This window comes from Streptomyces acidiscabies (assembly GCF_020010905.1).
Lineage (GTDB): Bacteria > Actinomycetota > Actinomycetes > Streptomycetales > Streptomycetaceae > Streptomyces > Streptomyces acidiscabies.
Window position 1 is genome coordinate 455,271 of record NZ_JAGJBY010000002.1, and the last position, 21,786, is coordinate 477,056.

The 21,786-nt window shown below is 70.6% G+C and carries 17 protein-coding genes; 11 read left to right on the top strand and 6 right to left on the bottom strand.

Features of this window, described 5'->3' with window-relative positions:
- The first annotated feature begins 15 nt into the window (after nt 1–15).
- Nucleotides 16–3,405, top strand: a complete 3,390-nt coding sequence (locus J8M50_RS49305) for an NACHT domain-containing protein (RefSeq protein ID WP_010351745.1) — start codon at nt 16–18, stop codon at nt 3,403–3,405.
- Here the strand turns inward: J8M50_RS49305 and J8M50_RS29140 are convergent.
- Nucleotides 3,356–4,519 carry a THUMP-like domain-containing protein gene (locus tag J8M50_RS29140; protein ID WP_029183578.1) on the bottom strand — a complete coding sequence of 388 codons (1,164 nt, stop codon included), beginning with the start codon at nt 4,517–4,519 and terminating at the stop codon, nt 3,356–3,358. The genes J8M50_RS49305 and J8M50_RS29140 overlap by 50 nt on opposite strands.
- A 113-nt stretch (nt 4,520–4,632) precedes the next feature.
- Between J8M50_RS29140 and J8M50_RS29145 the strand changes: the two genes are divergently transcribed.
- From J8M50_RS29145 to groL, 4 genes are all read left to right on the top strand, one after another.
- A complete protein-coding gene (locus J8M50_RS29145; RefSeq protein ID WP_078480524.1) occupies nt 4,633–5,565 on the top strand; it encodes a polysaccharide deacetylase family protein in 933 nt (310 codons plus the stop codon).
- Nucleotides 5,562–6,494 carry a polysaccharide deacetylase family protein gene (locus tag J8M50_RS29150; RefSeq protein WP_029183580.1) on the top strand — a complete coding sequence of 311 codons (933 nt, stop codon included), beginning with the start codon at nt 5,562–5,564 and terminating at the stop codon, nt 6,492–6,494. The genes J8M50_RS29145 and J8M50_RS29150 overlap by 4 nt, the downstream gene beginning before the upstream one ends.
- Before the next feature lie 213 nt (nt 6,495–6,707).
- Complete coding sequence (groES, locus tag J8M50_RS29155; RefSeq protein WP_010351749.1) at nt 6,708–7,016, top strand: co-chaperone GroES; 309 nt, start codon at nt 6,708–6,710, stop codon at nt 7,014–7,016.
- A gap of 115 nt (nt 7,017–7,131) precedes the next feature.
- Nucleotides 7,132–8,757 carry a chaperonin GroEL gene (groL, locus tag J8M50_RS29160; RefSeq protein WP_010351750.1) on the top strand — a complete coding sequence of 542 codons (1,626 nt, stop codon included), beginning with the start codon at nt 7,132–7,134 and terminating at the stop codon, nt 8,755–8,757.
- Between the two features lie 96 nt (nt 8,758–8,853).
- On the opposite strand, the gene J8M50_RS29165 is transcribed toward groL, so the two are convergent.
- Both J8M50_RS29165 and J8M50_RS29170 read right to left on the bottom strand, forming a co-directional pair.
- The gene (locus J8M50_RS29165; protein WP_010351751.1) at nt 8,854–9,627 is read right to left on the bottom strand and encodes an SDR family NAD(P)-dependent oxidoreductase; all 774 of its coding nucleotides are present in this window, start codon (nt 9,625–9,627) and stop codon (nt 8,854–8,856) included.
- A gap of 131 nt (nt 9,628–9,758) precedes the next feature.
- On the bottom strand, nt 9,759–10,427 hold the full coding sequence (locus J8M50_RS29170; protein WP_029183581.1) for an MOSC domain-containing protein: 669 nt from the start codon (nt 10,425–10,427) through the stop codon (nt 9,759–9,761).
- Between the two features lie 92 nt (nt 10,428–10,519).
- Between J8M50_RS29170 and J8M50_RS29175 the strand changes: the two genes are divergently transcribed.
- On the top strand, nt 10,520–11,431 hold the full coding sequence (locus J8M50_RS29175; protein ID WP_010351754.1) for a LysR family transcriptional regulator: 912 nt from the start codon (nt 10,520–10,522) through the stop codon (nt 11,429–11,431).
- 74 nt (nt 11,432–11,505) lie between these two features.
- Here the strand turns inward: J8M50_RS29175 and J8M50_RS29180 are convergent, their stop codons facing one another.
- A complete protein-coding gene (locus J8M50_RS29180; RefSeq protein ID WP_010351756.1) occupies nt 11,506–11,832 on the bottom strand; it encodes a WhiB family transcriptional regulator in 327 nt (108 codons plus the stop codon).
- 378 nt (nt 11,833–12,210) lie between these two features.
- Between J8M50_RS29180 and J8M50_RS29185 the strand changes: the two genes are divergently transcribed.
- The 4 genes from J8M50_RS29185 to J8M50_RS29200 all read left to right on the top strand — a co-directional run bounded on the left by J8M50_RS29185 (nt 12,211) and on the right by J8M50_RS29200 (nt 16,718).
- Nucleotides 12,211–12,822, top strand: a complete 612-nt coding sequence (locus tag J8M50_RS29185) for a response regulator transcription factor (protein WP_003948568.1) — start codon at nt 12,211–12,213, stop codon at nt 12,820–12,822.
- 346 nt (nt 12,823–13,168) lie between these two features.
- Entirely contained in the window at nt 13,169–13,756 is a 588-nt protein-coding gene (locus J8M50_RS29190; protein WP_010351757.1) for a sigma-70 family RNA polymerase sigma factor, read from the top strand.
- Between the two features lie 217 nt (nt 13,757–13,973).
- The gene (guaB, locus tag J8M50_RS29195) at nt 13,974–15,476 is read left to right on the top strand and encodes an IMP dehydrogenase (RefSeq protein WP_010351758.1); all 1,503 of its coding nucleotides are present in this window, start codon (nt 13,974–13,976) and stop codon (nt 15,474–15,476) included.
- 117 nt (nt 15,477–15,593) lie between these two features.
- A complete protein-coding gene (locus J8M50_RS29200) occupies nt 15,594–16,718 on the top strand; it encodes a GuaB3 family IMP dehydrogenase-related protein (RefSeq protein WP_010351759.1) in 1,125 nt (374 codons plus the stop codon).
- 658 nt (nt 16,719–17,376) lie between these two features.
- Here J8M50_RS29200 and J8M50_RS29205 read toward each other — a convergent pair.
- Nucleotides 17,377–18,576, bottom strand: a complete 1,200-nt coding sequence (locus J8M50_RS29205) for a nucleotide sugar dehydrogenase (RefSeq protein WP_010351760.1) — start codon at nt 18,574–18,576, stop codon at nt 17,377–17,379.
- Nucleotides 18,577–18,798: 222 nt separating this feature from the next.
- Here J8M50_RS29205 and J8M50_RS29210 point away from each other — a divergent pair, with 222 nt between their 5' ends.
- Nucleotides 18,799–20,505: a glycerol-3-phosphate dehydrogenase/oxidase gene (locus tag J8M50_RS29210; protein ID WP_029183582.1), complete on the top strand. Its 1,707-nt coding sequence runs from the start codon at nt 18,799–18,801 to the stop codon at nt 20,503–20,505.
- 214 nt (nt 20,506–20,719) lie between these two features.
- On the opposite strand, the gene J8M50_RS29215 is transcribed toward J8M50_RS29210, so the two are convergent.
- Nucleotides 20,720–21,760 carry a serine hydrolase domain-containing protein gene (locus J8M50_RS29215; protein WP_010351762.1) on the bottom strand — a complete coding sequence of 347 codons (1,041 nt, stop codon included), beginning with the start codon at nt 21,758–21,760 and terminating at the stop codon, nt 20,720–20,722.
- Nucleotides 21,761–21,786: the final 26 nt, after the last annotated feature.

The window sequence follows — 21,786 nt, forward strand, 5'->3', positions numbered from 1 at the left end:
GTCACAATCGGCGGAATGAGGGGGTATCTCGCACTGGACAGCGCGTCGGTGGTCACCGCCCTGGGCGGACTCCTGGCCGCACTGATCGCAGCGGGAATCGCCCTGTGGCAGGTCCAGCGCGCCCAGAGCCTGGAACGCGAGAAGATCCAGCTCGAACTCTCCTCCCAACTCCGCCTGAAGGAACAGGAGTGGGACCACGAACGCCAGTTGACGGAACGCGAGAGGCGAAGGGCCGAACGGGACGCGACCCGCGAGATCGAGCAAGCGGCGGCCCGCGTCGCCGAACGCCGCTCCACCCTGGAGGACGCGGCGGCCCTGTACTGCGCACGCCTCGTCCAGGAACTCTCCACCCTGAAGATCCTCGACATGTCGCGCCCGCTGCGACTGGAGCGGCTGTACGTCCAGGTCGGCGTCCAGGAACAGCAGCCGCTGAGGTTCCTGTCGGCGGACGAACTGGACCGCGACGACCGGTACTTGCCCCCGGATCCGTACGGAGGATCCGCCGACAGGAGCAGCCACCCGGACTTCGTGACCCCTTCGTACCTAGGGCCCGCCGACCCCACCCGCCCGCGCGACGACGCGGACCGGCCTCAGAACGAACGGGACCGGCACCGCCGCGCCCAGGCCCGCGCCGCCGCCGAAGCCCGCGCCACCGCCGTCCACACCTACGCCCCGCTCGACGCCCTCACCCGCTACCGCCGCATCGTGGTCGTCGGCGACCCCGGCGCAGGCAAGACCACCATGCTCCGCCACCTCGCCCTGCGCCTGGCCACGGACTCACCCCAACTCCCGGCGTACGTAGAACTGTTCCGGTTCGTAGAGAGCCAACACACCTCCCTGCTCGACTACTTGGCGGAGACCTGGTCCGACCACTACGGATTCGACGACGCCCGCGACTACCTCATGGAGAAACTCGCCGACGGCACCGCCGTGTTGCTCCTCGACGGCCTCGACGAAGTCCTCGGCGGCGAGAACGCCCAGGACGCGGAGAACGCCTACCGCAGGGTCACCACCGAGATCGCCCGCCTCTCAACTCGCTTCCCCCGCGCCCCCCTTGCCACGACCTGCCGCCGCCAGGGCTGGCGCGGCGGCCTCCCCCAGTTCCAGGTCCTGGAGGCCCTCGACTTCGAGTGGCCGCAGATCGAGACGTTCGTCGCGAACTGGTTCGGTACGACGGACCGCCGCCGCGCCGGCCTCGTACGCGCCCTCTCGGCGAACGGCCGGCTCCAAACCCTCGCCGCGAACCCCCTGTTGCTCAGCCTCATCGCGATCGTCTACGAACGCGACCTCGAACTCCCCGAACGCCGCGCCGCGTTGTACCAGCGCTGCGTCGAAGTCCTGCTGCGTGAATGGGACGCGCACCGCGAGATCACCCGCTACAGCCGCTTCACCACCGACCGCAAACAGGACCTCCTCAAGGAACTCGCCCGCCACTACCACCAGCGCGGCCTGCGCTACTTCCCCGAGGACGACCTCCTCGACCGGATCGGCCGCTTCCTCCCCACGATCGACCTCGACCCCGCCGACAGCCGCACGATCCTCGACGAGATCAGCACCCAGTACGGCTTGCTGAAGCCGCAGGCCCACGGCTGGTACGGCTTCCTCCACCTCACGCTCCAGGAACACTTCACGGCGGCGGCCCTCCTGGAGCGGGGCGCGGAGGGCATCCAGCAAGCGGTCGGCGCGCGTTACGACCCGTGGTGGGAGGAGGTGATCCTGTTGCTCGCGGGCGCGTTGCCGGACGCGACGCCGTTGCTGGCGGGGGTGTTGCAGCTCGGGGAGCGCCGGGACGTCGACCTGCTCGACCTGCCCGACGACGACTTCTTCCATACGGATCTGCTGCTGGCGGCGCGGTGCCTGACGGGGAGCCCGCGCGTGGCGGACGTCGGGCTGCGGCGGCACATAGTGGCCGCCGTATGGGAGTTGCTGGATCGTTCCCCGCATCCGGACGAGAAGCGGCGGGCAGCCGAGGCGTTGGTGGGGGTGCTGCGGTCGGACGAGCAACTCGACGACGTCATTGCGTACATCTGTGACGGCCGGCGGGAGGACGGGGCACGGATCGCGTTGGTCCAGGCGCTGGAGGCGCATGGCGGGCGGCGGGTGGGGGAGCGGTTGTTGGGGGCATTCGCTTTATGTCGGGGGGAGTTGAGGGATGCGTTGATCTCGGCGCTCGGGACGTTGCGGGTGGCGGGGGCGGCGGGGGTGCTGCGGGCGGAGCTGGAGGGGGCGCTGGAATTAGCCGAGCGCTCCTCGCTGAACCACTCGCAGCCCGCCGCACGCGTCGCTCTGATCCTGCGTGCGCTCGGCCCGGAGCACACGCCGACCGATCTCCTGCTGCGTGCGCTCGGAGCGTGCAGGGGCCTTTACGCCAACCCGGTCGCACCCGTGGTGCGTGAACTCCTCAAGGGGCGGGAGGAGTTCGGACTGGCCGAGCGGCTCCTGCACCACCTCGACCTGCACTGGTCGGGCGACGACATCGCCCCCGCCTACCTGGATTCGGCCGGTGACGACGGGGTGCGGGCCCTGCTCGACCGGATCCTGGCAGCAGGCATGAGAGACAGCGACCAGCCCATGCGGGCCGTACGCGACCATGTCGCCGGGAGACACGGGCATCTCCACCGGGACGCGCTGCTCGACCTCGTCCACCGCAACGCCGTGGGCGTCCAGGTCCGCATCCTGGCTCTGGAAGCCCTCGACCACTGCCCCGGCGACCCCAGCGAACTCGACGGACTCCTCGACCACTACGACATGCGGGTCCGGGCGGCCACCGCCGCGACCCTCGCCGCGTGGGGTGCGCCGGTGCGCCTCGACGTCATCCGGACGGCGATCCTCAGCAACCGGACCGTGCCCGGCGTGCAGGGGGACGACTTCGTCTGGGACCCCGACCGGATCGTCACCGCGCTGACGCCGTACGGCCTCGACGGCATCGTCGCCGACCTGCGCTCCCGCGTGGAACTCTCAGACATCACCCGCGCGGACGCCGCCCGCCCCTGGCTGTACGTCCTCTCGCCGGAGGACGAGGTCGACCACTACCTGGACCGGTTGCGCCGGGGGCAGCCCGGGGGGATCAGTTCGGTCCCCGCCCGCGTTCCCCCCTCCCGGGCCGAGGCCGTCTTCCGCTACTTCCAGGACACCCCGAGCGCGGCCACCAGCCAGCACGGCTACTACCGGCTCCTCCTCACCCGCACCGCCACCGCCGCCGAAGGCCCCACCGCCGTCACCTGGCTCACCCGCTTCCTCCCCGGCGGCGACCTCGCAGGCCCCCACTTCCCCCAAGCCCACCACCACGCCTACGAAGCCGCCCGCAGAGCCCGCGTCCGCATCCTCCGCGACCGCACCATCCAGCCCATCCCCGTCACACAGGCCGCCCCACCAACATCACCGGCGCCCCCGCCACCCGCGTAAGAAAAACCGTCGCCGAGTTAGCCCCCCGCAGCTTCACCTTCTTCCGCAGTTCCTCCGGCTCCACCGCCGACCCCCGCTTCTTCACGGTCAGCACCCCCACCTCCCGCTCCCGCAGCAACGCCCGCAACTTCTTGACGTTGAACGGCAGTTGGTCGGTGATCTCGTACGCGGATGCGTACGGGGTCGGCCGCAGCTCGTCCGACGTGACGTACGCGATCGTCTCGTCGATCAGCCCGCCCCCGTCGAGCCCGGCGGCGACATCCGCGACCAGGTGCGCGCGGATGACGGCGCCGTCCGGCTCGTACAGATAACGCCCCACGGGCCGTACGGACGGATTCGGCAGCCCGGCGCCCAGCAGCGTGTCCCCCTCAGGTAGCAGGGTCGCCCGTACCGCTCCAGGGGTAGTACCGAACCACACCACCGCCTCCTTCACGTCCCCGCCGTCCGAGATCCACTCCGCCTCGGCGTCCTCGGGAAGCGCCTCGTGCGGAACGCCGGGCGCGATCTTCAGGGCCGCGACCCGCGCCGTACGGGCCGCCCCGATGGCCCAGGACAGCGGCGGCGAGTACGCCTCGGGGTCGAAGATCCGACCCCGCCCGCCCCGCCGGGCCGGGTCGACGAACACGGCGTCGTACGGCCCCGTATCGACGTCGACGACGTCCGCCTCCCGCACCTCGATGAACTCCGCGAGCCCCAGCGCCTCGGCGTTCGCGCGGGCGACGGCGACGGTGAACGGGTCCCGGTCGACGGCCAGCACCTTGATCCCGGCCCGCGCGAGCGCGATCGCGTCGCCGCCGATCCCGCAGCACAGGTCGACGAGCGAGGTCACCCCCAACTCCGCGAACCGCCGCGCGCGGTACGAGGCGACGCTCGCCCGGGTGGCCTGCTCGACCCCGTTGGGCGTGAAGAACATCCGCCCGGCGTCCTCGGCCCCGAACTTCACCACCGCGCGGTCCCGCAGCCGGGCCTGCCCCAGCGCGGCGGACACGAGGTCCGCCGGATGCTCCCGCCGGAGCCGGGTCGCCACCGCCAGTTCGTCACCGGGCGACGTCCCGCGCACTTCTTCCAGAAGAGCGCGGCCTTGGGGGGTGAGGAGGGGCGCGAGGTCGTTCACCGGGTCATTGTCCCCGGCCCGCGCCGCCCCCTGTACGCCACCCGAAGGATCGCCGCACCCCACCCGCAGTGTCGGCCCGGACCCACCCCCCTCGCCTGTAAAGATCCCGCACCATGGAACTAGTGGGACAAAAATACAAAAAGCGTACGTCGCGGGTGAACAGGATCCGAAGCGGCGTGACCGTCCTCGCGGTCGCCGCGATCGCGTCCGGCTGCGCGCAGGGGGAGCGGCCGGCGGGGGAGAGCAGGCCGGCGGCCGGCCAGGAGGCGGGTGCGGCCCGGGCCCGCCCGCCGATGTCGTCCGCCGAGAGGCTCCGCTCGGAGCAGGCGGCACGCGTCGCGGTGGCGAAGAAGTGGGGCCTGAAGCGGGTCCCCCTCACGCCCCCCGCCCCGCCCGCGAAGAAACCGGAGATCACGACGCGGGACGGCTTCGAGGTCGACGACCACGAGGAGTTGGGCCTCCCGCCGGTCTTCACGACCGTCCCCACCAAGGAGAAGGTCCTCTTCCTCACGATCGACGACGGCGCCGAGAAGGACCCCGCGTTCCTGCGGATGATGACCGAACTGAAGGTCCCGTACACCGCGTTCCTCTCCGACTACCTGGTCAAGGAGGACTACAGGTACTTCAAGAAGATGCAGGACGCGGGCGTCGTCCTGAACAACCACACCCTCCACCACCCGTACCTCCCAGGTATGTCGTACCAGCGGCAGAAACACGAGATCTGCGGCATGCAGGACGTCATCCAGAAGCACTACGGCAAGCGCCCCCTGCTCTTCCGGCCCCCGTACGGCAACTACAACCAGGACACCCTGCGCGCCGCGAAGGCCTGCGGCGTGAAGTACGCCCCACTCTGGGACGAGGAGGTCTTCGTCGACCACTGGGAGTACCGCGAGTGGGACCGCGACCTCCACCCCGGCGACATCGTCCTGAGCCACTTCCGGGGCCGGGACGACTGGAAGGGCACGATGCCCGACATGGTCCGCCGGTTCCTGAACATGGTCACCGAGAAGGGGTACGCCGTGGGACGCCTGGAGGACTACCTGTGAGAACGCGGGGGCCGGTGGCGGCCGTCCTGCTCGTGGCCCTGGCACTCACCACCGGCTGCGCCCAGTCCGTCGACCCGATCGAACGCCTCGGCAAGAAGGCGGCGGAACGCGTCCACGGCTCCCACCCGTCCGGCGCGGAGCAACCGGCGTACCGCCGCTGGGGGCTGACGAAGCCGCTGGCTCCCGCACCGGAGAGGACGGGGTCCCCCGGAGGTACTACGGGTGCTACGGGTACGGGGGGTACTACGCGGGCACGGGTCACCCCCGGGTCCCCCGCAGGTACTACGGGTACGGGGGGTACTGGGGGTACGGCGAGCCCGACGCGACCGCCCGCCACGACCACCCCCGTACCCGTAGTCCTGGACCACATCCCCACCCCCGACCGCGTCGTCTTCCTCACCTACGACGACGGCGCCGAACGCGACCCCCGCTTCATCGACATGGTCCGCGAACTCCGCCTCCCGGTCAGCATGTTCCTCACGGACAGCGTCGTAGGCCCCGGCTACGGACACTTCGCCCGCCTCCAGTCCGTGGGCGCCAACCTCCAGAACCACACCCTCCACCACGCCGCCCTGCGCGGCCTCCCCTACGCGGGACAGCGCGCGGAGATCTGCGGCCAGCAGGACAAGCTCCGGTCCCGCTTCGGCCTGCGCCCCCGCTTCTTCCGCCCGCCCTACGGCACGTACGACGCGACGACCCTGCGCGCGGCGGCCGACTGCGGCATCTCCACCGTCGTCCTCTGGCGCGCCGCCATGACCCCCGCCGGGCTCGCCTACACGCGCGGCTCCCGGCACCTCCTCCCCGGCGACATCGTCGCGATGGACTCCGACGAGGCGGGCGGCCCGACCCTCAGGGAACGGACCGTGCGGGTGCTGCGGGAGGCCCAGGAGCGGGGGCTCACCGTGGGGAGACTTGAGGACTACCGGTAGGCCGCCGATAGGGAAAAACTCGGTCACCACGGCGTCGGAATTAGCAGTCCGCTTGACCGAGTGCTAATCGCGGTCATAGTCTCAGGTCTGGCACTCCCCACTGGAGAGTGCCAACAACGCGACGGGCAGGTCCGGCACCCGCGACGACGGATCCACCTGGTCGCCACCTCAGACAGTTAACCCCGTGAGATCTCCGAAGGGGGAGGTCGGATCGTGACGACCGCCAGCTCCAAGGTTGCCATCAAGCCGCTTGAGGACCGCATCGTGGTCCAGCCGCTCGACGCCGAGCAGACCACGGCCTCCGGCCTGGTCATCCCGGACACCGCGAAGGAGAAGCCCCAGGAGGGTGCTGTTCTCGCCGTGGGTCCGGGCCGGTTCGAGAACGGCGAGCGCCTGCCGCTCGACGTGAAGGTCGGCGACATCGTTCTCTACAGCAAGTACGGCGGCACCGAGGTCAAGTACAGCGGCGAGGAATACCTCGTCCTCTCGGCTCGCGACGTGCTCGCGATCATCGAGAAGTAAAGACACCTCAGTTCTTCCAGCTGCGCCCCTGGCCCCGCGATCCCTTGAAGGAGCCGGGTGCCAGGGGCGCGGCGTTTTTTGTATCCGCAGATTTTTCGAGAGGGCACCCGCTGTCATGGCGAAGATCCTGAAGTTCGACGAGGACGCCCGTCGCGCCCTTGAGCGCGGCGTCAACAAGCTGGCCGACACGGTCAAGGTGACGATCGGCCCCAAGGGCCGCAACGTCGTCATCGACAAGAAGTTCGGCGCGCCGACCATCACCAACGACGGCGTCACCATCGCCCGTGAGGTCGAGCTCGACGACCCCTACGAGAACCTCGGCGCCCAGCTGGTGAAGGAGGTGGCGACCAAGACCAACGACATCGCGGGTGACGGCACCACCACCGCCACCGTGCTCGCGCAGGCGCTGGTCCGTGAGGGCCTGAAGAACGTCGCCGCGGGTGCCTCCCCGGCGCTGCTGAAGAAGGGCATCGACGCGGCCGTCGCCGCCGTCTCCGAGGACCTCCTCGCGACCGCCCGCCCGATCGAGGACAAGGCGGACATCGCCGCCGTCGCCGCGCTGTCCGCGCAGGACACGCAGGTCGGCGAGCTGATCGCCGAGGCGATGGACAAGGTCGGCAAGGACGGTGTCATCACCGTCGAGGAGTCCAACACCTTCGGCCTGGAGCTGGACTTCACCGAGGGCATGGCCTTCGACAAGGGCTACCTGTCGCCGTACTTCGTGACGGACCAGGAGCGCATGGAGGCGGTCCTGGAGGACCCCTACATCCTGATCAACCAGGGCAAGATCTCCTCCATCCAGGAGCTGCTGCCGCTGCTGGAGAAGGTCATCCAGGCCGGTGCCTCCAAGCCGCTGCTGATCATCGCCGAGGACGTCGAGGGCGAGGCCCTGTCGACCCTGGTCGTCAACAAGATCCGCGGCACGTTCAACGCCGTCGCCGTCAAGGCGCCCGGCTTCGGCGACCGCCGCAAGGCGATGCTCCAGGACATGGCGACGCTGACCGGCGCCGAGGTCATCTCCGAGGAGGTCGGCCTCAAGCTCGACCAGGTCGGCCTTGAGGTGCTCGGCTCCGCGCGCCGCGTCACCATCACCAAGGACGACACCACGCTCGTCGACGGTGCCGGTGACTCCTCCGCCGTGCAGGGCCGCGTCGCCCAGATCAAGGCCGAGATCGAGAACACGGACTCCGACTGGGACCGCGAGAAGCTCCAGGAGCGCCTCGCGAAGCTCGCCGGCGGCGTGTGCGTGATCAAGGTCGGCGCCGCGACCGAGGTCGAGCTCAAGGAGAAGAAGCACCGCCTTGAGGACGCGATCTCCGCGACCCGCGCCGCGGTCGAGGAGGGCATCGTCTCCGGCGGTGGCTCCGCGCTCGTCCACGCCGCGAAGGTCCTGGAGGGCGGCCTCGGCAAGACCGGCGACGAGGCGACCGGTGTCGCCGTCGTCCGCAAGGCCGTCGTCGAGCCGCTGCGCTGGATCGCCGAGAACGCCGGCCTGGAGGGCTACGTCATCACCTCCAAGGTCGCCGAGCTCGACAAGGGCCAGGGCTTCAACGCCGCGACCGGCGAGTACGGCGACCTGGTCAAGGCCGGCGTCATCGACCCGGTCAAGGTCACCCGCTCCGCCCTGGAGAACGCCGCCTCCATCGCCTCCCTCCTCCTCACGACCGAGACCCTGGTCGTCGAGAAGAAGGAAGAGGAGGAGCCGGCCGCCGGGGGCCACTCCCACGGCCACTCGCACTGACCTCTGAGTGCACAGAAACCCGGCACCCTCTCGGGGGGGTGCCGGGTTTCCCCGTTCCCGGCGCCGCGCGGAAAGCGGGGCGCGGCGGGGGACCGCTCACTGCGGCCCGTACTTGCGCCCCGCCTTCGACGAGACCCCGCCCAGCAGCCCCCGGGGTGCCATCTTCACGACGCCCATGAGCGCCTTGTAGCGGGGGTCCGGGATGGAGACCGTCTTGCCGCGGGCGAGATCCTGGAGAGCGGCCGTGACCAATTTGTCCGCGTCGAGCCACATCCAGCCGGGAATGTTGTCCGTGCCCATACCGGCCCGCTCGTGGAACTCCGTACGGACGAAGCCGGGGCACAGGGCCATCAGGCGTACGCCGCTGCCCGCGAGATCCTTCGCCGCGCCCTGGGTGAACTGGACGACCCAGGCCTTGGACGCGCCGTACGTGCCGCGCGGCAGGAACGCGGCGACCGAGGCGACGTTCACCACGCCCCCGCGTCTGCGCTCGCGCATCGCCTCGGCGGCGGCGGACGTGAGCCGCAGGACGGCTTCGCAGTGCACCTTGAGCATGGTCAGCTCGTCCGCCATGGAGACGTCGAGATAACGGCCCTTGTTGCCGAAACCGGCGTTGTTGACCAGCAGGTCGACGGGGTTCTTGCGGTCACCGAGACGGGTGGCGACCGACTCGATGCCGGCGTCCTCGGAGAGGTCCGCGGTGAGGACCTCCGCCTCGATGCCGTGCCGGTCGTGCAACTCCGTCGCCTGCTCGCGCAGCCGCTTCGTGTCGCGCGCCACCAGCACGAGGTTGTGCCCGTCGGCCGCCAGCCGCCGCGCGAACGCGGCACCGATCCCCGCGGTCGATCCCGTAATCAGAGCCGTTGTCATGGCAGAAGCGTAGGCGGCCGAAGTACGCGCGTCCGTCTGCCCCAGGGGCTTTCCCGAGGGCTGAGAACCCCTCGGCAACGGCTTGGTGACACTCCTTCCGCCGCCCTGGACAAAGCACCCCTGACGTCGTTTCAGCCGCCGTGTCTCTCCACGTACTTCAGCGCCTGCGCCCTCCCCTCCGGATGCAGCGCCTCACCCGCCGCCAGCAGCCGGGGCAGCAGCTCCCGCTCGGTGGTGACCGCGCGGAACGCGACCGCCACCGTCACGTCGTGCTCCGGCCGGTGCACGATCTCCAGCGGGTCGCCCGCGCGGATCTCACCCGGCTCGATCACCCGCAGATAGGCCCCCGGCGCCGCCTCGCGCGTGAACCGCTTGACCCACTGCTTCTCGCCCACATGGCCCTGGAAGGTGAGACAGGGGATCCGCCCGGTCGTGACCTCAAGGACCACCTCCGCGCCGATCCGCCACCGCTCCCCGATCAGCGCCCCCGAGACGTCCACCCCCTCGGTCGTGAGGTTCTCCCCGAACGCCCCGGCGGCCAGCGGCCGGCCCAGCGCGCGCTCCCAGGCGTCGAGATCCTCCCGCGCGACCGCGTACACCGCCTGGTCGGCCCCGCCGTGGTGGCGCAGGTCGGCGATCTCGTCCCCGGCGAGCCCGCTCCCGCCGGTCCCCTTCGGCCCCGGCGCCGACACCCGCACCGGCCCCGCCACCGGACGCTTGTCGATCCCGGTCAGGCCCTGCGGCTGATCGGTGTACGGCACGGCCGCCAGCCGCCCCAGGTTCACGGACAGAATCTTCATGTACGCACCGTAATCGAGCGGACCTCAAAGAGTCGACATACTTTGGGCTGTCATACCCAAGAGCTACTTATGGCCAGGGCTATGCTCGCCCGGTGATAGAGGCCCGCCATCTGCGCGTTCTGCGCGCCGTCGCCACCACCGGCTCCTTCTCCGCCGCCGGCCGCGAACTCGGCTGCACCCAACCGGCCGTCAGCCAGCAGATGAAGGCGCTGGAGACCTCCGTCGGCACCCCGCTGCTGGTGCGTGGCGGACGCGAGATGCGCCTCACCGAGGCGGGCGAGGCCCTGGTGCGGCACGCGTCCGGCATCCTCGCCGGGCTGACGGCCGCCGAGGAGGAGATCGCCGCGATCGCGGGCCTGCGCGCCGGCCGGGTCCGCCTGGTCTCCTTCCCCAGCACCAGCTCGACCCTCGTCCCCGCCGCCCTGGCCGCCCTGCGCGCCGCCCACCCCGGCACCCGCGTCTTCCTGGAGGAGGCCGAACCCCCACGCTCGGTCACCCTCCTGCGCGAGGGCGACTGCGACGTGGCGCTCGCCTTCCGGTACGAGAGCTCCCGAGGCACAGCGGCCGACACCGAGGAGTGGGCCGACCTCGTCGTACGGCCCCTGCTGACCGACCGGCTCGTCGCCCTCGTCCCCGAACGGCATCCCCTCGCGCGCGCGGCGGCCGTCGGGATCGCCGATCTCGCGCGCGAGCCCTGGATCGCGGGGTGTCCGCGCTGCCGGCGTCAGCTGGTCGAGGTGTGCGAGGGCGCCGGGTTCACCCCGCGGATCGACTTCGCGACCGACGACCACCCGGCGGTCGTCGGCCTGGTCGCGGCGGGGCTCGGGGTCGCCGTACTGCCCCGGCTGGCCCTGGAGTCCGTCCGGCCGCGCGGTGTGCGCACGCTGGCGCTGGAGCCGGCCGTCCGGCGCGAGGTCGTCGCCCTCACGCTGCCCGACCTCGCGCGCGTGCCCGCGGTGGCGGCGACGCTGGAGGAGCTGGAGCGGGCCGCCGTACGGCAGTGAGAAACCGGGGCGCGCACGCGCGCGCCCCGGCCTCAGACGGTGGTGGTGGCCCTTCTCTTAGGAGAAACGTTCCTTCATGTGTTCGAAACGGCGGCCGTCTCGACCGACGCCGTGACGAGGCGGCTCCGTGCCCGCCCCATCAGTTCCTCGCGCTCGTCCTCGGTCAGTCCGCCCCACACGCCGTACGGCTCACGCACCGCCAGTGCGTGAGCCGCGCACTGCGCGCGGACCGGACACCTCATGCAGACCTCCTTGGCCGAGTTCTCGCGAGCGCTCCTGGCTGCCCCGCGCTCGCCCTCAGGGTGGAAGAAGAGCGAGCTGTCGACCCCGCGGCAGGCAGCGAGGAGCTGCCAGTCCCACAGGTCCGCGTTCGGTCCGGGAAGGCGGGAGAAATCTGCCATTACGTGACCCCTTGTAGCCGTGCTGAGCGGATACGGTGCCCACGACCGTACAACTACGATCTAAGGAGATGAAAATATGACTCATTGGAAATCTAGCCCTAGACACCACCTGAAGGGAAGAAATGGGTCTAAATGGGGCACCGGTTGTGATGAAACGGCGAGGGTCTGTTGTGCCTATCTGCACCGTCCGAGCACCCTCACGTAGAGTGCCGAAGAGGCTACGCAGCCCCGTAACTCTTTCGAGTGACCGTCGTTGAGAGTGCGGAGGCGGTTGAAAACACAAAAGCTCGGGCAGATGTCCGAGCCGGTCGACCGCACAGGTGAATACGTACCAGCCTGGAGGCACAAGGTGACGCGCATCAGCTGCGGAGGGCGGCCATGACTTCCGTCCTCGTCTGCGACGACTCCCCGCTTGCCCGAGAGGCGCTGCGCCGCGCGGTCGCGACCGTGCCCGGCGTCGAGCGCGTGACAACCGCGGCCAACGGCGAGGAAGTCCTCCGCCGCTGGGGTGCGGACCGCTCGGACCTGATCCTGATGGACGTACGCATGCCCGGCCTGGGCGGCGTCGAGACCGTACGGCGGCTGCTGTCCGCCGACCCCGGTGCGCGCATCATCATGCTCACCGTCGCCGAGGACCTGGACGGCGTGGCCCTCGCGGTCGCTGCCGGGGCCCGCGGCTACCTGCACAAGGACGCGTCCCGCGCGGAACTGCGCGCGACCGTCACGCAGGCCCTCGCCGACCCGACCTGGCGGCTCGCGCCGCGCCGGCTGCGGTCCGCCGAGATGGGCGCCGCACCGACGCTCACCGCGCGCGAGATCCAGGTGCTCGAAGGGATGAGCCACGGGCGGTCCAACGCGGAGATCGGGCGCGAGCTGTTCCTGTCCGAGGACACCGTCAAGACGCACGCGCGACGGCTGTTCAAGAAACTGGGCGCGTCCGACCGGGCGCACGCGGTGGCCCTCGGGTTCCGGTGGGGGCTCGTCCGCTGAGTCCCGCGCCGACGGTGCCGGACGCCCGCGGGGAAACGTGTTCCCGGAGTCATCTTGGACACATTCCGGGTGTGCTTCCGGCGGCTGTCGTCTCCTCACTCTCCGCTGGTGGGTGGGGTGGTGGGAGCCGGCGGGCGCGGGCCGTGCGGGCCGGTTCCCCGGAGGGGTGCTGCTCGTTTCGGCGGGGATGCCGCATGCTTGAGGTGTGGAGTTCCTCGGGGACGAGTCGGCCGAGCGGGAGGGGAGGGCGCGGGGTATGAGTTCCGGCGCACCTGCTCATAACGCTTCGGTGCACAACGAAGGACACGGAGCCACGGACGAGACGGCCTCGGTGCACCATGGACCGATGCGTGATGACGAGGCGGTCCGTGCCCAGGGAACGATCGGCTCCCTCGTCCATCGCGCGGTGGACGGCGACGAGCAGGCGACCCACGACCTGCTCGCCCACGTCCACCCCCTGGCCCTGCGCTACTGCCGTACGCGCCTGTCGCGTCTGCCCGGGGACGCGCGGCACTTCGTCGAGGACCTCGCGCAGGAGGTCTGCGTGGCCGTCCTCCTCGCCCTGCCGCGCTACCGGGACACCGGGCGCCCCTTCGAGGCGTTCGTCTTCGCCATCGCCGCCCACAAGGTCGCCGACCTCCAGCGCGCCGCCATGCGCCACCCCGGCTCGACGGCCGTCCCCTCGGACGAGATGCCGGAGCGGCCCGACGACTCCCTCGGCCCCGAGGAGCGCGCCCTGCTCAGCAGCGACGCCGCGTGGGCCAAGAAACTCCTCGCCAACCTCCCCGAGAACCAGCGCGAACTGCTCCTGCTGCGGATCGCCGTGGGGCTGACGGCGGAGGAGACCGGACAGATGCTCGGCATGTCGCCCGGCGCGGTCCGGGTGGCCCAGCACCGCGCGCTGAGCAGGCTGCGGGCACTGGCGGAGCAGTGACGCCGGTAAGGGGCGGGCTCCAGGGAGACGCCCCTTACTTGTCGAGTCACCTGCCGAGCGGCGCCCGCGCGCGGACGGGGCCCCGGCTGAACGGAGCGCCCGTCGGTTCCGTACGAACATACGAAGCCCGAGGTCACCTCGTACCGTGGAATTTGCGGCCCCTGCTTCCCGTTAGCATGGACATCCGCACCGATCAAGGCCATTTGGGGAAGGTGTCATGACTGCCAACGTCGACGGAGTGCCCGGCAAGTTCGCGACTCTCGGGTTGACCTACGACGACGTGCTGCTGCTGCCGGGAGCCTCCGAGGTCCTCCCGAACGCGGTCGACACCTCGTCCCGCGTGTCCCGCAACGTCCGGGTGAACATCCCCCTGCTGTCGGCCGCCATGGACAAGGTCACCGAGTCCCGCATGGCGATCGCCATGGCCCGCCTCGGCGGCGTCGGCGTGCTGCACCGCAACCTGTCCGTCGAGGACCAGGTCAACCAGGTCGACCTCGTGAAGCGCTCCGAGTCCGGCATGGTCTCCGACCCGATCACGGTCCACCCGGAGGCGACTCTCGCCGAGGCCGACGCCCTGTGCGCGAAGTTCCGCATCAGCGGCGTCCCGGTCACCGACCCCGCCGGCAAGCTCCTGGGCATCGTCACCAACCGCGACATGGCCTTCGAGAACGACCGCGCCCGCCAGGTCCGCGAGGTCATGACCCCGATGCCGCTGGTCACCGGCCACGTCGGCATCTCCGGCGGCGACGCGATGGAACTCCTGCGCCGCCACAAGATCGAGAAGCTGCCCCTCGTCGACGACGCGGGCATCCTCAAGGGCCTCATCACCGTCAAGGACTTCGTCAAGGCGGAGAAGTACCCGAACGCCGCCAAGGACGCCGACGGCCGCCTCATCGTCGGTGCCGCCGTGGGCGCGTCCCCCGAGGCCCTGGAGCGCGCCCAGGCGCTCGCCGAGGCCGGCGTGGACTTCCTGGTCGTCGACACCTCCCACGGCCACAACAGCAACGCCCTCAGCTGGATGGCGAAGATCAAGTCCAGCGTGAGCGTCGACGTCATCGGCGGCAACGTCGCCACCCGCGACGGCGCGCAGGCCCTCATCGACGCCGGTGTCGACGGCATCAAGGTCGGCGTCGGACCCGGTTCGATCTGCACCACGCGCGTGGTCGCCGGTATCGGCGTCCCGCAGGTCACCGCCATCTACGAGGCGTCCCTCGCCGCCCGCACGGCAGGCATCCCGCTCATCGGCGACGGCGGCCTCCAGTACTCCGGCGACATCGGCAAGGCCCTCGCCGCCGGCGCCGACACCGTCATGCTGGGCTCGCTGCTCGCGGGCTGCGAGGAGTCGCCCGGCGAACTCCAGTTCATCAACGGCAAGCAGTACAAGTCGTACCGCGGCATGGGCTCGCTCGGCGCCATGCAGTCGCGCGGCCAGGGCAAGTCGTACTCCAAGGACCGCTACTTCCAGGCCGAGGTCGCCGCCGACGACAAGCTCGTCCCCGAGGGCATCGAGGGCCAGGTGCCCTACCGGGGCCCGCTCTCCAGCGTCCTGCACCAGCTCGTCGGCGGCCTGCGCCAGACCATGGGCTACGTGGGCGCCGCCACCATCGACGAGATGGAGAGCAAGGGCCGCTTCGTACGGATCACCTCGGCCGGTCTGAAGGAGTCGCACCCGCACGACATCCAGATGACCGTCGAGGCGCCGAACTACAGCCGCAAGTAAAGCTTCACGCGCGCGTGAAGCCCGATCGAGGCGGTCCCGGGAACTCCGGGGCCGCCTTTGTCATACCCGTCGGGGATACTGGGAGACGCTGCAACGCAACAGGGAAAGGCCACAGACGTGACTGAGATCGAGATCGGGCGCGGCAAGCGCGGCCGGCGGGCGTACGCCTTCGACGACATCGCCGTCGTCCCCAGCCGTCGTACGCGGGACCCGAAGGAGGTCTCGATCGCCTGGCAGATCGACGCCTACCGCTTCGAACTGCCCTTCCTGGCCGCCCCCATGGACTCGGTCGTCTCCCCGGCCACCGCGATCCGCATCGGCGAGCTGGGCGGCCTCGGCGTCCTCAACCTCGAAGGGCTCTGGACGCGGTACGACGACCCGCAGCCGCTGCTCGACGAGATCGCCGAGCTGCCCTCCGAGCAGGCCACCCGCCGCCTCCAGGAGATCTACGCCGCGCCGATCAAGGAGGAGCTGATCGGCCGCCGCATCAAGGAGGTGCGCGACGCGGGCGTGGTCACCGCCGCCGCGCTCTCCCCGCAGCGCACGGCCCAGTTCTCCAAGGCCGTCGTCGACGCGGGCGTGGACATCTTCGTCATCCGGGGGACGACGGTCTCCGCCGAGCACGTCTCCGGGTCGCACGAACCGCTCAACCTCAAGCAGTTCATCTACGAACTCGACGTCCCGGTGATCGTCGGCGGCTGCGCCACGTACACGGCCGCGCTGCACCTCATGCGCACGGGCGCGGCGGGCGTCCTCGTCGGCTTCGGCGGCGGCGCCGCGCACACCACGCGCAACGTGCTCGGCATCCGCGTCCCGATGGCCACCGCCGTCGCTGACGTCGCCGCCGCGCGCCGCGACTACATGGACGAGTCCGGCGGGCGGTACGTCCACGTCATCGCCGACGGCGGGGTCGGCTCGTCCGGCGACCTGCCCAAGGCGATCGCCTGCGGCGCCGACGCGGTCATGATGGGCTCCCCGCTCGCGCGCGCCACCGACGCGCCCGGCAAGGGGCACCACTGGGGCATGGAGGCCGTCAACGAGGAGCTGCCGCGCGGCAAGAAGGTCGACCTCGGGACCGTGGGCACGGTCGAGGAGGTCCTGACCGGGCCGTCCCACACGCCTGACGGGTCGATGAACTTCTTCGGCGCGCTGCGCCGGGCCATGGCGACGACCGGGTACAGCGAGCTGAAGGAGTTCCAGCGGGTCGAGGTCGCTGTCGCGGACTCGCAGGATCGGCGGTAGTCGGTCGTACGACGCTTGAAGGGGCCGGTTGCCGCGGGTGCGGTGATCGGCTCCTTTTGGTTTTTCTTGAGGCTTTTGGTGGGGGAGCGCGAGGTGAAGTGGGGGGCGTGCGGTGGTGAACGGGGTTTGGCGGAAGGTTTCTGCTGATCTTCGAGCGATAGCGTCCTTCTTGTGGCGCTCCAGGCTTTTGGTAGCGCCCCCTTCCAAGGACTTGATCCGGACCCCGTCCCCTCGGGGCCCGGCCCGATTCCAGACGAGCTGCTCTACCGGGCTATCGGGCGGCGTCGTGGAAGGGGGCGCCCATGGGACGCCATCGCAAGCCCACCCGCTGGGACAAGGTCCGTCTTCGGATGGTCCAGTTCAAGAGGAGGTGGATCTTGCGGATTTACGGAAGGTAGGCGGCCGCCCCCCAACAGCCTGGGGGCGGACACCCAATTACCTTCAGGAGCCTGCCACAGTGCCCTCTGTGGCGGGCTCCACCCTTTAGGTGAGACGGAGAGTGGCCGCCCCCACGTGAACTAGGGGCGGAACACCCATGAACCATCCGGGAGCCTGCCGCAGAAGCCACTGCGGTGGGCTCCCACCCATCCCTAAAGTACTGGCCCCGTCTGCCACGCGCCACCAACCCCAGAAGTGCGCTCCTCCCGCGCGCCCCCTTTCACAACCGATGCGCCGCCCCCGTAGGCGTCGCTCCCCGGGTGTCCAGCAGGAGCTGTGCCTTTACCGACAGGCCCTGGAGGTCGTACGTCCGGTGCTGTTGGAGGAGGATCGTCAGGTCGGCGTCGGCTGCGGCCTCGTAGAGGGAGTCGGCGCGGGGGACGGGGCGGTCGAGGACGTTCCAGGAGGGGACGTGGGGGTCGTGGTAGCTGATGGAGGCGCCTAGTTCCATCAGGCGGACCGCGATCTCGTGTGCGGGGGTGTTCTGGCGGTCGGCCAGGTCCGCCTTGTAGGTGACGCCCAGGAGGAGGACTCGGGCGCCGCGTGCTGACTTGCCGTATTCGTTGAGGAGAGCTGCGGCGCGCTGGACGACGTACCGGGGCATGCGTGTGTTGACCTGCTGGGCGAGTTCGACCATGCGCAGGGGGCCGCCGGGGTGGTCGAGGGGGACGGAGTGGCCGCCGACGCCGGGGCCTGGGCGGAACGCCTGGAAGCCGAACGGCTTGGTCTCGGCGCAGCGGATGACGTCCCAGAGGTCGACACCCAGACGGTGGCAGAGGATCGCCATCTCGTTGACGAGCGCGATGTTGACGTGCCGGAAGTTGGTCTCCAGGAGCTGCACGGTCTCCGCTTCACGCAGCCCGCGCGCGCGGACGACCTTGTCGGTGAGGCGGCCGTAGAACGCGGCGGCGGACTCCGTGCACGCGGGCGTGAGGCCGCCGATGACCTTCGGGGTGTTGGCCGGGGTGAAGGCGCGGTTGCCGGGGTCGACGCGGCTGGGGGAGTGCGCGAGGTGGAAGTCGCGTCCCGCGTGCAGGCCCGAGGTCTCCTCCAGGAGGGGCCGCAGGAAGTCCTCGGTCGTCCCGGGGTGCACCGGCGATTCGAGGATGACGGTGGTGTGCGGGCGCAGGTGACCGGCGAGGGTGCGCGCGGCCGACTCCACCTGGCCGAGGTCGAGTCCGCCGTCCGCGTCGCGTGGGGTGGGCGCGCAGATCACCGCCGTACGGACGCGGCCGAGTTCGGCGGGGTCCGTGACGATCCGGAAGCCCCCCGCGAGCATCCGGCGCAGTTCGGCGGGGGTGAGGGAGCCGGGTTCCGGGCCGGTGCGGTAGCCGATGGTGGGGATGCCTGCGGCGACCGCTGCCTGGGCCAGGGGGAGGCCGAGCGGGCCGAGTCCGATGACGGCGAGATCTGCGGGCATGGAGTGGGCCGTCCTTCCCAGTCACCGAGAACGGTGGGGTTAACCGAAGCGGGGCGGGTGCGCAAGCCCTGTGGACTGAACGAGCGAGCGCAATGTCAGACTAGGAGTAAATATGACCGTTATGCGGGATTGGCCGGGCGTGTTGTCCACAGGTGTGGCCTGACGCGGACAAGGCGGTCAGAATCTGAGCGAGGGCAAGGTGATCGACGGCGGGAGGCGACGGTGAGGACAGCGACACTGGGACCGGTGCAGCGGGCCGAGTCACTGGCGGACATGGCCGAGCACGAACTCGACGTACTGGTCGTCGGAGCCGGGGTGGTCGGCGCGGGGACGGCCCTCGACGCCGTCACCCGGGGCCTGTCCACCGGCCTGGTCGAGGCGCGCGACTGGGCGTCGGGCACCTCCAGCCGCTCCAGCAAGCTCATCCACGGCGGACTGCGCTACCTGGAGATGCTCGACTTCGCCCTCGTCCGCGAGGCGCTGAAGGAACGCGGCCTGCTCCTGGAACGCCTCGCGCCGCACCTGGTCAAACCGGTGCCCTTCCTCTACCCGCTGAAGCACAAGGGCTGGGAGCGGCTGTACGCGGGCTCGGGCGTCGCCCTCTACGACGCGATGTCGATGGCCCGGGGCCACGGCCGGGGCCTGCCCACGCACCGCCACCTGAGCCACCGTCACGCCCTGCGCGTCGCCCCCGCCCTGCGCAAGGACGCCCTCGTCGGCGCGCTCCAGTACTACGACGCCCAGATGGACGACGCCCGCTTCGTCGCCACGCTGGTGCGCACGGCGGCCTCGTACGGCGCGAAAGCCGCCAACCGTGCGCGGGTGACCGGGTTCCTGCGGGAGGGGGAGCGGGTCGTCGGCGCGCGCGTGCAGGACGTCGAGGCGGGCGGGGAGTACGAGATCCGGGCCCGGCAGATCGTCAACGCGACCGGGGTGTGGACCGACGACACACAGGCGATGGTCGGCTCACGCGGGCAGTTCCACGTCCGGGCCTCCAAGGGCATCCACCTCGTCGTGCCGCGCGACCGCATCAACTCCTCGACCGGGCTGATCCTGCGCACCGAGAAGTCCGTGCTGTTCGTCATCCCCTGGGGGCGGCACTGGATCGTCGGGACGACCGACACCGACTGGGACCTCGACAAGGCGCACCCGGCCGCGTCCAGCGCCGACATCGACTACCTGCTGGAGCATGTGAACTCGGTCCTCGCGACGCCGCTCACCCGCGATGACGTCGAGGGCGTGTACGCCGGGCTGCGGCCCCTGCTGGCCGGGGAGTCGGACGCGACCAGCAAGCTGTCGCGCGAGCACACGGTCGCGCATCCGGTGCCGGGGCTCGTCGTCGTCGCGGGCGGTAAGTACACGACGTACCGGGTGATGGCCAAGGACGCGGTCGACGAGGCCGTCCACGGGCTCGATCAGCGGGTCGCCGCGTGTGTCACCGAGGATGTGCCGCTGCTCGGGGCCGAGGGGTACCGGGCGCTGTGGAACGGGCGTGCGCGGATTGCTGCGCGGGCTGGGCTGCATGTCGTGCGGGTCGAGCATCTGCTGAATCGGTTCGGTGCGTTGGCGCAGGAGGTGTTGGACCTCATCGCCGGGGATCCCTCGCTCGGGGAGCCGCTTCAGGGGGCCGACGACTATCTGCGGGCCGAGGTTGTGTATGCCGCTTCGCATGAAGGGGCCCGGCATCTGGATGACGTGCTGACGCGGCGGACCCGGATCTCCATCGAGACGTTCGACCGGGGGACGCGGTGTGCCCGTGAGGTCGCCGAGTTGATGGCGTCGGTGCTGGGGTGGGACGAGGGGCAGGTCGAGCGGGAGGTTCAGCATTATGAGAAGCGGGTGGAGGCGGAGCGGGAGTCTCAGCGGCAGCCGGATGATTTGACGGCGGATGCGGCGAGGTTGGGGGCGCCGGACATCGTTCCCCTGTGAGGGGCGTTCACTTCTAGGTGCCTAATGGGGTGCCTGGTGCGGTTGGTCGGCGAGTGCGGGTTCGATGTGGCTTGTCGCGCCCACGCGGCGGTAGCCGCATATCGATACAGCCCCGCGCCCCTGATCGGCGATGGCCTTCCCGGCGTAGTCCTGGAAACGCCACTCGATCGAGCTACAGGCTGCCGGGATCTTTGCCTGGAGCCCCGCCGTTCTCCTAGTAACGCGGGCAGAACTCGGCAGCGAGCAAGGCCGGTTCGAGGTTGGGGGTCGCCAGCGTCGTGGTGTTCACGCGGAACGTGAGGACGTGGCGGCCGTCAGGCGTCGCGGCGGTGCGGACGTAGCTGCCGGGGATGCGGCCGTCGTGGCCCCACACCGTGACACCGCAGGGCAGCCTCACGGGGAACAGGCCCATGCCGTACGAGCCGTGTGCGGCGCGGGTGTCCAGCATCTCGTGCAGCCAGTGCGGGGGCAGGAGTTCACCGGAGAGCAGCGCCGCGTAGAAGCGGTCGAGGTCGGCGAGTGTGGTCACCAGCTCGCCGGCGGCGCCCGCGACGCGGGGGTCGAGATCGGTGACGTCGGAACCGTCGCTCGCGAAGGCGCGGCCGTGAGGTGAGGGAAGGGACGTACGGGAGCCAGGGAAGGAGGTGCCCGCCAGACGGAGGGGAGCGATGACGCGGCGTTCGGCCTCGGCGGCGTAGGAGCGGCCGGTGATCTGTTCGACGACCAGGCCGAGCAGGACGTAGTTGGTGTTGGAGTAGGAGAAGCGGCCTCGGTCGGCCGGAGGGTGGGTGAGGGCCAGACGAACGGCTTGGAGAGCGGTGAGCGGGACGGTCCCCCGGGTGGTCCGGGTGAAGTCGTACAGGCCGCTGGTGTGGGTGAGCAGGGAGCGCAGGGTCAGCGCGCGGCCGTCGTTGCCGGCTCCCCGCACCAGTCCCGGCAGGTGCCGCTCCACCGGGTCGGACAGCGACAGCCGGTGTTCCGCGGCCAGTTGGAGCACCACGGTGGCCACGAAGGTCTTGGTGACGCTGCCGGCCCGGAAGTGGTCGTCCGGGGAGATCCTGGTCCCGGCGGAGGCGTACCGGCTGCCGTCCGGCGTCCGTGCCAGCAGGGCGGCGGCCGGGGCCTTCCCCCGGGAGACCAGCAGGGGGAGCAGCGCCTGAGGGGACGGGTTCACGGTGGCCCGTGAGCCGGCCGTCGCGAGTTCCAGCAGGAGCAGGGCGACGGCCACGACCAGCAGGCTCCGGCGCGGTGGCATCGCGGTCCTCCTCGGGTGGGTGGGGG

Bases quoted from the DNA above. Each gene is read 5' to 3' on its own strand.
- J8M50_RS49305 (WP_010351745.1), top strand. From the start codon at position 16: ATGAGGGGGTATCTCGCACTGGACAGCGCGTCGGTGGTCACCGCCCTG.
- J8M50_RS29145 (WP_078480524.1), top strand. From the start codon at position 4,633: ATGGAACTAGTGGGACAAAAATACAAAAAGCGTACGTCGCGGGTGAAC.
- groL (WP_010351750.1), top strand. From the start codon at position 7,132: ATGGCGAAGATCCTGAAGTTCGACGAGGACGCCCGTCGCGCCCTTGAG.
- J8M50_RS29165 (WP_010351751.1), bottom strand. From the start codon at position 9,627: ATGACAACGGCTCTGATTACGGGATCGACCGCGGGGATCGGTGCCGCG.
- J8M50_RS29170 (WP_029183581.1), bottom strand. From the start codon at position 10,427: ATGAAGATTCTGTCCGTGAACCTGGGGCGGCTGGCGGCCGTGCCGTAC.
- J8M50_RS29180 (WP_010351756.1), bottom strand. From the start codon at position 11,832: ATGGCAGATTTCTCCCGCCTTCCCGGACCGAACGCGGACCTGTGGGAC.
- J8M50_RS29185 (WP_003948568.1), top strand. From the start codon at position 12,211: ATGACTTCCGTCCTCGTCTGCGACGACTCCCCGCTTGCCCGAGAGGCG.
- J8M50_RS29190 (WP_010351757.1), top strand. From the start codon at position 13,169: ATGCGTGATGACGAGGCGGTCCGTGCCCAGGGAACGATCGGCTCCCTC.
- guaB (WP_010351758.1), top strand. From the start codon at position 13,974: ATGACTGCCAACGTCGACGGAGTGCCCGGCAAGTTCGCGACTCTCGGG.
- J8M50_RS29205 (WP_010351760.1), bottom strand. From the start codon at position 18,576: ATGCCCGCAGATCTCGCCGTCATCGGACTCGGCCCGCTCGGCCTCCCC.
- J8M50_RS29215 (WP_010351762.1), bottom strand. From the start codon at position 21,760: ATGCCACCGCGCCGGAGCCTGCTGGTCGTGGCCGTCGCCCTGCTCCTG.